The sequence below is a fragment of the Pseudoalteromonas sp. CO348 genome, from assembly GCF_004208845.1.
Taxonomy (GTDB): domain Bacteria; phylum Pseudomonadota; class Gammaproteobacteria; order Enterobacterales; family Alteromonadaceae; genus Pseudoalteromonas; species Pseudoalteromonas maricaloris.
Genome location: NZ_SGPI01000061.1, coordinates 1 through 484, shown reverse-complemented (window position 1 = coordinate 484; position 484 = coordinate 1). Strand labels below are relative to the sequence as shown.

At 33.5% G+C, this 484-nt stretch carries 1 protein-coding gene; it reads left to right on the top strand.

The features are described 5' to 3' along the window. Positions 1 to 98 precede the first annotated feature (98 nt). Positions 99 to 407, top strand: a complete 309-nt coding sequence (locus tag EXT48_RS23555; RefSeq protein ID WP_010605275.1) for a hypothetical protein — start codon at positions 99 to 101, stop codon at positions 405 to 407. The last annotated feature ends 77 nt before the right edge of the window (positions 408 to 484 follow it).

Sequence of the window (484 nt, the reverse complement as noted above, 5' to 3'; positions counted from 1 at the left end):
ATTGAATCAAAATAGGAACTCAGTTATCGTTTGTTGATTACAAAAACAAATTTGAAACGAGTTATTCTACAGGCTCGTTAGGTATACATCGGGCATTAGTGCAATTGGAAAACTCAAAAGTAAAATTTAAAGCCTTTTTTGAGGTAGCAATTCTCACTATGTTTATTGCATTAGCAGGCTCTAGCCTTTTAAATTTGCTAAACCCATTTGTTACCAAGCTGATTGCTTTGGCTCTTATCTTGGCTATGTTTTCAGTGGTTCTTGTCTTTGGGTTTGTTTATAAACAGGCGTATTTTTCGAGTGTTCATTTAAAAGCTGTAAAGAGCTTTTATTTAGTCCACCAACTACTGTTTATAGTACTTATTTTATTAGCTTTATTTGCCTTAGTAAGGCATTTGTATACCTAACACATATGAACCTTATCCGGTCAAGTAAGCATAACGATTCTTTTTAGCTGCTTTTAAGCAGCTAATTTGTATTGGCA